The sequence below is a fragment of the Bartonella sp. AP11XZML genome (assembly GCF_042196445.1).
In the GTDB taxonomy this organism is placed as follows: Bacteria; Pseudomonadota; Alphaproteobacteria; order Rhizobiales; family Rhizobiaceae; genus Bartonella.
The window spans coordinates 20134-28753 of sequence record NZ_JBHIQF010000071.1 but is presented as its reverse complement, the minus strand read 5'-3'; the positions used below and the strand labels follow the sequence as shown (position 1 = coordinate 28753).

Below are 8620 nucleotides of genomic sequence, written 5' to 3'. Positions count from 1 at the left end.
AGGATACATAGAATGTATCAAATCGCTTTCTGTTTGGAAACTACATTCAGAAAACAAGACGGCATTTGGTAAAGCCTTTTCTAGTATCTCCGGCTTAATTTGAGGCAATGTACTACCTTTTGAAGGAAGTGATGTTTCGGTTTTGCCGTTCTCTATATTTTCATAAGCCATTTTATCGTGACCGGAGGTCACATTAACGATTTGAGTGTGTTCAGAGTTATCTGAACACTCATTTTTGTTACAATTACAATTATAGTTAGAGGTTGTATTATGTAATTGCATAACATTTTTATTGTTTGTGCATAACATTTTTGTAAAAAATAAACGCTCTAAGAGCCAATTCAAAAGCTTAATAGCTTTTTCCAATTTAACGGTGGACGCTTTAAAAGGAGAACCAAGAACAGATTTAACTTTATTCATACGAATTAAAAACATTGAAGCAATAGGTGTAAATTTTATTTCTTCAATACGAAGCCGTAATCGACGACAAACGCCACAAAAGGTTCTAACCGCCATATCATGATGTTTCTTTTCTTCTTTACTCTTTAAAATAGAGTGCTGAAGTTCATGGTAACGCGCGATTAAAATGCTAAGATCAATACCACAAGCAATTGGTACATGATGAGCAGAACTAAAACCATAGCGTTTATAATTAGCAGAATCCCGCATCACAATAAGACCTTTATCAAAAAGGCGTGAAAGCAACCTACTTACGTGAACAGATGTACAACCAATTTCCAGACCAATTTGATGGTTGGTTTTAAAAACTATTGGAATTTTACCTTTTTCAAAATGCGTAACTGGTACAGTATTCAAAAGTTTAGCTAATAAATGGGCTTCTGTTCCTTTGATAAGATCAGTTATTGGTAAGTCTTGTACAAGAAAAAGAAGTTGGCTTCTAGTAATGTGGCCAATATCGGTATTATCAGCAATTTTTATATATTCCCAGTGCTTTGAAGTTAATTTTCTACCAGATGTTTTATTAACCATAATTTTTAAAACCTCTCATTGGAGGCAAAAAAATGCTAAAAATATCCCTTTTCTACAAAATTTCTCTTGCAGAATGCTTCACGATAAATTAAATTAGGAATTACTTTGTAGATTTAATTCTTTTGAATTTAATTTAATTTACCGTATATGTGGTACGGGTATTTTAGAAACCCTTCTGTTAACGCAGTTGGGTTTTTATTTTTTTGCCATTATATTTCCCTCTATTTGAAACGACTCATAGATTTACATAATGAGTCAAGATGAAACTATATTCAAAAGAAAAATATTTTCAATATAGTAAAGGAAAATTAAGTCCCCATTTTCCCATTCTCTAATTCAACATTTTTTGTAAAAACAACTTTCCTATCTTTAAAAACAAGACTTGGATTAATAAAATACCAAGCTCTATGATTTTGTTTAGCAATAATACCAGTTTTTTCTAATTCAGCTACACCACGAAAAAAGGTTGTTGGTGATAATGCTAACTTACTTTCTTGAGCTTCAAGAAATGTTTTTAAAATAGCCTTATCTAAAATCACAGTATTAGTGCGAATTAATCTGTTTTGAAGTATCCAAGCCAAAACTAAAAAAACTTTTATTCCTGCTGCTTTTAAATCAAAAATTAGCGCCACATTGACAAGAATCTGCTCTTCTGGATCCTTAATAGAAACCACAATATCATTAATGAAAGGACTCTGATCGTGCCTAACGGTTTGCTTTCTTTGTTTATCTGATATACTAACTGTCATTTATGGTAATACAATTGCCATATTAAAATAATAAATCGAATCTCCAATAAGGATAATTTACATTCGCTCAAGTGTCAATATGACTTTTATTTTTGCGAAGAAAAACTTTCTTAAGTCGTAACAGGTGATAAAAAATCAACGGACGATCAAAATGGATAAAATAAACTTGCGAAAGCAAAAATATTCCCCGTATGAAAATCCTTTTCTTAAAAATTCTGAAATATTTGCTGATAAAAAAATTGTTAAAACGTGTATTATACAACAAAAGTTTATCAATTCTGATACTGATAAAATAGAGGTTGTACCTATAATTCACGTCACAGAAAAAACAAATAAAGAAAATTTTATAGAAATATTTGCTGATGGCATTCAAGCAATTTTTAATTTATCTCGTACAGGACATCGTGCTTTGATAATAGTTTTAGAAGAATATCAATCTAATAAATCAACAAACGAAGATCCCAGCAGCGTTACCTTAATTTGGTTTGATGGGGGTATAAATGGAAAAAAGCGTGATATGGTCGACAGAACTTTTCACAACGGTTTAAGAGAACTTATACAAAAAGGAATTTTGAAACCAAAATTGCCTAATCAATACTGGGTGAATCCTATTCTGTTATTCAAAGAAGAAAAAGTTGCTTTTATGAAAGAATATCAAATAGAATCATCTTCTACCAAACCGGATATTTCATCCGTTGAACATCAAACAGATCTTGAAGACTTTATAACAAAATAACTTGTATCATTTATCGTACTGTGTATATTATGGAGCATCTTGATTTAAGCGCGTGAGGGGAAGATAATGTCAAAATCACAAATAAGCAAAGAGGCGCTCGTCCTTTTGCTTTTATGGCTTCGTGGTCCTTTAAGATTGATACTAAGCCTTATAGTGATTATGGTTTTTTTTGGATTGTTTACAATTCCTATTATGATATTATCAATAGGTTGGTCAAAAGCACTAATCAACATTACAATTTGTTCGTTTATATTAGGTTTTGGCTCTTTCCTTCTAATTTTTTATTATGATAGACTTATAAGATATTTACAATAAACTGTTCACGTATTTTCCCATTAACAATACTAATAAAAAACAAAAGATCACGATAATTAAATCTGTATTCCGATATAATTGATGAGATTAATACATATAATTTTTAAAGAGGGAAAAATGAAAAAAATTATTTTAATATGCTTAGCTCTATTGACTATAGGATTGAATATTACAGGTTGTGGCAAAAGTGAAGAGGAAAAACGTAGAGCCCAACAAGAAGAACAAGCTAAAAAGTTTTTTGATGAAGAATTAACCTCTACAGATCGTGATCATGCATTTTAAAAAATGCTAGTATCAATCTCTAACTAAAGAAGTTACTATCTATTTCTCAAAAATAAAACCATAGCTTCTTTAGTTCTTATCTATTACAGATCCTACTCCAGAAATTGTATTTTCAATATCAGATTGAGGTTTATTATCACTAGAAAATTGGATATCGTTATATTCTGGTGGTGTAGGTGGAGCATTAAAACTAAGGTTTGCGGCATTTTCCATTCCTGGAACACAAAAAGCAGCCATATGTCCAAGACCTTTTAAAGTCATATCGGTAGCATCTCTCATTTTTGGAAGAGCTGAATTAGATTGGTCTGAAGCAGTCGATTTAGATTGGTCTGAAGCAGTCGATTTAGATTGGTCTGAAGTAGCCGATTTAGATTGGTCTGAAGTAGCCGATTTAGATTGGTCTGAAGCAGTCGATTTAGATTGGTCTGAAGTAGCCGATTTAGATTGAGGTTTACTAGTGCTAGTGGAATGGCTTTCCCCTCCTGCTACACGTGGATTTGCGCCCGATGTAGGTTTATTACCACTATCTTTAAAAGAGTTTCCAGTCATTTTAGAAGCGTTTACACTACTTCCTGATCCCATCATAGAACCGCCACCGCTCATTCCACCAGCAGCGGATGCTCCACCAGCAGCAGCTGGTGCTGCTGCCCCACCAGTTGCTGCTATAGCAGCTACGCTCGCAGCTGCTCCTATAGCAGCGCCAGCCATTGCTCCAATAGTTGCACCACTCCCACCACTTGTTCCAGAAATTAAACCAGCAATAATTTCCGGAATAGTCTTTGTTAAATACGCACATAACAAAGAAAGTCCTAGCAGTGTCCAATTTGATGCATCAGAAAAAGTATATGCTTCTCTCCATTGCATTATGGAATCTGTCATCAAGGTCACTAAGAGTGTTATTACAAAAAGCTTTGCTCCAACAGAGACGGCATAACGAAAAGCCGTTATGCTTATTTCTCGTGTCCATTGAGAAGCACCAAAACCCATAAATATTACAGATGCATTAATCACAATATATGACTCTATAATTGTAACAGCCAGTAAAACCGCAATAAAACCAAAGCATAAAAAAACAACGGCAGCCTGAAGAGCAAGCAATACAGCAGTTATAGGATTCCAAGTGCTAGTATTTATCATAGCCAGAGCAAGCTTAATGCTTTCATCTAAAATTGTTCCAGGGAGAAGAGAACGGGTTCTCCCACTTGCCTGAGCTGCTACTATACGGAAGCTATCAACAATAGCTGTACCCCATTCTTGAGAATACTCCAAAAGAGCAGCAAAAAAACCTATAACAAGAACGAACTTCACTAACTCCCCAACTAAATCAGCAATATCAGATTGCTTAAACAAAAGAGGAATAAAGCTAAAAAGAAATTGGAGAATAGCCAATAACCAAAAAAGACGAAAACCATAATGATGTAATTTTGAATACCAACCATGAGATTGATTTTGTATCAAATCTATTAAACCATTAAATGATTTAGTACTATCTACAGATTTAGCAAAAGAAACATCTGCAAAAATGGTACAGCCAATAACAAACAGAAAAAATATTAAAAAAATGATTTTTTTATTTCTTAACATTTGGTAATTTTCTATCTTTTTAAAATGCATGATTACGATCTGTAGAGGTTAATTTTTCATCAAAAAACTTTTCAGCAGCAGCTTCATTTTTTGCTTTACGTTCTACTTCATCAGCTGTGTAATTTGCCTGTAAAGTAATATTATTAGCCATCAATTCTCGAAGCATTTGCAGTTGCTTAACTTGTTGCGTAGCAATTTCATTTCCAGCTTGAATGGCTTGCATACGACCCTTTGCAGTTGTTGAACGCTTGATAAGCCTACGCATCAATTTATTCTCATCATCAAAACTACTTGTGTTAATTCCAGCTGCCTCGATAGCGATACGTGCATTAGAAAAACCATTTTCTGCCCATTTTCTAAAATCTTCTGCCGGATTTATTTTTCCAACCTTTTTTAAAAAATTTTCATAACCAGGATAACGTTTTTTAAATTTACTATGCAGGTCCTTCATATTATAGGCAATGCTTGTGCCGTCTTGATAAACTTTGTTTAATAGTTGTAAATCATTCACAAATCTTTCAATGCTCAAAGGATCAAGTGTTTTAGCTTGCTCTATCATATCTTTATATTGTTTAATTTCTACTGCGAGCTGCTCTGCAGTGTTTAATGCAGTCTCCACAGATTTTGCATACTCTAACGCCTGTGTCAAAAGATTAGAACAATTGGTGCAGGTAACAGGTATGAGAGCTTTCACTGGAGTAATTAAAATAATAAAATTGATTATAATAAATGTACTCATTACAGAAAAAGCTTTAAGTCTCTTCAAGATATTTTTCATAATTAATTCCCCTCATTTGAAGCCATTTTAAAGGCCAGTTTTGTGTGTCTTCATTAATAAGTTTTTTTACTTCAGCGAGATCTTCTTTGCTAGAAATCGCTACAAAAGAAAGAGCAATGTCACCTAATCCTAATTCAAAAAGACGGCGTCCAAGAATAGATTTATAATAATATTGTCTTTTCTTTTTAGCTGTTTTGATAATTTGAATTTCTTTATCATTCAAACCAATCATTCTATATAGATCAAATGCTCCCGGCGCTCCCTCAGCACCTTTTGTTTCTGCTTCTTCATTGGGCAACAAAATCTTAGTAGGGCACTGTTCCAACAAAACGTCAAGAATACCAGAACGAACTGCATCAGACAGGCTTTGTGTTGCCATTATTACAAGGCAATTCTTTTTTCTTAGTTCTTTTAACCATTCACGAATTTTCTCACGAAAAACAGGATGTCCAAGCATAATCCATGCTTCGTCAAGTGAAAGAATAGATGGTTGTCCTTTCAAGCTTCTTTCAAAACGTCTAAACAAATATAACAAAACAGGTAAACCATTTTTATCACCTAGCTTCATGAGTTCATCAATTTCATAGACAATAAAATCATTATGATCTTCAAACTCTTCTTGACCATCTAACAAATGTCCCATAGCACCAGAAATCGTATAATGTGCAAGTGCATTACGGATTTCTTGGTTCTGAATCGAAGTAACAAAATTACTGAGTGAACGCATGTTTTTAGGTGTTTGACTCATCTGCTTCATTGCACGATGAATTTCCATTTTTTGCTGAGGAGATGGTGTTTGACCCGTCTGTAATTCATAGCAAATAGCAATCCATTCTTGCGCCCAGAGATTATCGGCTTCTGTATCAATGTCTGCAAGAGGCATAAGAGCACCGACAGCGCTATCACTATCACCAATATCATAATGACGTCCATTTATAGCATAACACAATGTATATAATGAACGACCTTTATCAAAAGCAGTAATATTAGCAGGGAAATGCTTACCATCTTTATCTGTTGCTCTTGACCAATATCTACGCGCTTGCGCTAATAAAAACGCTAAAAGTGTTGATTTACCAGCTCCAGTTGGACCAAATACAAGTGTGTGACCAACATCATCAACATGTAAATTAATCCGAAATGGCGTTGCACCTGTCGTTACTACTTGAGATAAAGCAGGAGAATTATCAGGATAGAGTGGACAAGGATTAAATTGTAAACCTGGCCATACACTTGAGAGAGGTAACATATCAGCAAGATTTTGAGTATTAATTAACGGACGTCTAATATTTGGATAAGTTTGACCCGCAATTGTCCCTAACCATGCTTCCATTGTATTGACTGTTTCAATACGAGCGGCAAAACCTCTATGTTCAATTTCGCGTTTAATTAATCTAGCATTTTCTGCTAAGACCTCACGGTCTTCATGCATTAAAACAATTGTTGGTGAATAATAACCATAAGCAACAAGACCTGAACGAGCTTCGTTCATTGCTGTTTCAGCTTGTTGTGCCATCAACAAAGCATCAGTATTAATAGTTCCTTTATTAGTTTTAAAAACCTGCGAAAAAAATCCCCTCACTTTTTGTTGCCATTTCAATCTATATTTATTTAATGCGGCAACAGCTTCATGCTGGTCCATAAATATAAAACGACTTGACCATCTATAATGTAAAGGAAAACCATCAAGAATATCTAATATTCCAGGATAACTAACCGATGGAAAACCATCAATTGAAATACATGTTATAAACTTATCTCCAAGACGTGGAGTATCACCAGGCCACAAGTCAGTATAACCTAGCCAAGAATCCAAATACATAGGACAATCTGGTATTCGAAGAGCAACCGCTTTGCCATTAATGGCATAATGTAAATAATTAACAAGCTGGTCGCTTTCATAAGTCTCATCACCATTCCTAATAGTGACCGCTTTCATTCGCTGCATTTTAAGAAGATCACCAAGCCCAACATAAAAATCCTCTATTTTCTTTTTAAAATCGTCAAGTAAACGTTCAGCAGGAGTAGTTGATTCAACGGTATCGTCTTCATAAACAATTTCCCCCAACTTTGACGATTTTCGTGTAGGCGGTAGATACTGCATTAATAAAGCGTATTCTGTTTCGTAGTGCGTATCACTTCGCTGAAAATAAAAACGTCTTTCTGCATCAATCAATGCTGTAATGGGATCAGGAAAATGAGACAATTCAGGATCTGAATAACTTGGTGACTCTAAGCGTATAGCATCCACCCATATCGCCCATCCCGAATGAAATCGAGAGAGATATGTGTTAACCAAACCTGTTATATAATTTCTTTCTGCATCCGTTGCTGACATGGGGTCATCTCCACGGATAAAAAAGCCGGCCAATAAAGAACCATCTTTTCCCAAAATAATGCCGTCATCAATTAAAGCTGCAAAATTTAAAAGATCAGGAAGTCCAGCAAGCGTAGAGCGAAAATGTTTTAACTTAAACATTAATAAGGCCTTGTTGATTTTGCAACACGAAATGGTCGTGAAAACGGAGCGTAATAACTACGATATCTCAATTGACGAATATAAATTCGAGACAAGATAGGATCAAATTTGGCCATTCTACGTAAAACGTAAAGACAAACAACCCAGATACAAATACCAATAGTTGCTGCTACAATGTTCATTGCTGAAACAATAAGAATTCCAGTTAAAAGCATTGATAGCAGCATTAATTCACGTTCTCCTCCCATAATTTGTTGAGGTCTGTGAAGAGAACGGAACAATTGTGTATATTGTTTGCCTCCCATTAAAGTCCTCCAACCACAACGTTAGCAGGAACAACAGCACCAGAAAAGAGAGCGCCTGTAAGAAGAGTGTTTGCAAAAACAATCACACTGATAACCAAAACAAGATAAATAATACGCTTTACAAACTCGCTAACTTCACCACCAAAAATCAGTGTAGCTCCACCAGCAACAAGCCCCAATAAAGAAACCACGAAAGCAACAGGACCAGAAACAGATTTTTTTAACTTCTCAAGAGGTGCTTCCCATGGAAGAGATGCTCCACCACCAGATGTTGCATCAGAAGCATATGCAATATCTCCCAAGATAAGATAGAGAAAGACTGCCGCCCCTATAATAAGAAAAAACAACACAATGTGATTATATAAATTACTTCTTGTTTGTGTTAAAGATAGTTGCATATTT

General features: G+C 34.7%; 9 protein-coding genes. 2 read left to right on the top strand and 7 right to left on the bottom strand.

From position 1 onward, the window contains the following. Both ACFIMG_RS06820 and ACFIMG_RS06815 read right to left on the bottom strand, forming a co-directional pair. A partial coding sequence (locus ACFIMG_RS06820; RefSeq protein WP_375678739.1) for a helix-turn-helix domain-containing protein occupies window positions 1-990 on the bottom strand: 990 nt, incomplete at its 3' end. Window positions 991-1298: 308 nt separating this feature from the next. After that, on the bottom strand, window positions 1299-1739 hold the full coding sequence (locus ACFIMG_RS06815; protein ID WP_375640496.1) for a hypothetical protein: 441 nt from the start codon (window positions 1737-1739) through the stop codon (window positions 1299-1301). A 151-nt stretch (window positions 1740-1890) separates the two neighbouring features. On the opposite strand from ACFIMG_RS06815, the gene ACFIMG_RS06810 reads away from it, so the two are divergent. Beyond that, on the top strand, window positions 1891-2475 hold the full coding sequence (locus tag ACFIMG_RS06810) for a hypothetical protein (protein ID WP_273758901.1): 585 nt from the start codon (window positions 1891-1893) through the stop codon (window positions 2473-2475). Between the two features lie 432 nt (window positions 2476-2907). After that, entirely contained in the window at window positions 2908-3072 is a 165-nt protein-coding gene (locus ACFIMG_RS06805; protein WP_169728635.1) for a hypothetical protein, read from the top strand. Window positions 3073-3141: 69 nt separating this feature from the next. On the opposite strand, the gene trbL is transcribed toward ACFIMG_RS06805, so the two are convergent. From trbL to ACFIMG_RS06780, 5 genes are read right to left on the bottom strand one after another with little or no spacing between them, the layout of a single operon-like run. After that, entirely contained in the window at window positions 3142-4656 is a 1515-nt protein-coding gene (trbL, locus tag ACFIMG_RS06800; protein ID WP_375678740.1) for a P-type conjugative transfer protein TrbL, read from the bottom strand. Between the two features lie 19 nt (window positions 4657-4675). Next, window positions 4676-5434, bottom strand: a complete 759-nt coding sequence (trbJ, locus tag ACFIMG_RS06795; RefSeq protein ID WP_375640493.1) for a P-type conjugative transfer protein TrbJ — start codon at window positions 5432-5434, stop codon at window positions 4676-4678. Beyond that, window positions 5409-7913 (bottom strand): transporter, encoded by a 2505-nt coding sequence (locus tag ACFIMG_RS06790; RefSeq protein WP_375640492.1) that lies wholly within the window; start codon window positions 7911-7913, stop codon window positions 5409-5411. Before ACFIMG_RS06790 ends, trbJ begins: the two co-directional genes overlap by 26 nt. Beyond that, window positions 7913-8218 carry a conjugal transfer protein TrbD gene (gene trbD / locus ACFIMG_RS06785; RefSeq protein ID WP_208438669.1) on the bottom strand — a complete coding sequence of 102 codons (306 nt, stop codon included), beginning with the start codon at window positions 8216-8218 and terminating at the stop codon, window positions 7913-7915. Before trbD ends, ACFIMG_RS06790 begins: the two co-directional genes overlap by 1 nt. After that, window positions 8218-8616: a TrbC/VirB2 family protein gene (locus ACFIMG_RS06780; RefSeq protein WP_208438668.1), complete on the bottom strand. Its 399-nt coding sequence runs from the start codon at window positions 8614-8616 to the stop codon at window positions 8218-8220. The genes trbD and ACFIMG_RS06780 overlap by 1 nt, the downstream gene beginning before the upstream one ends. Window positions 8617-8620: the final 4 nt, after the last annotated feature.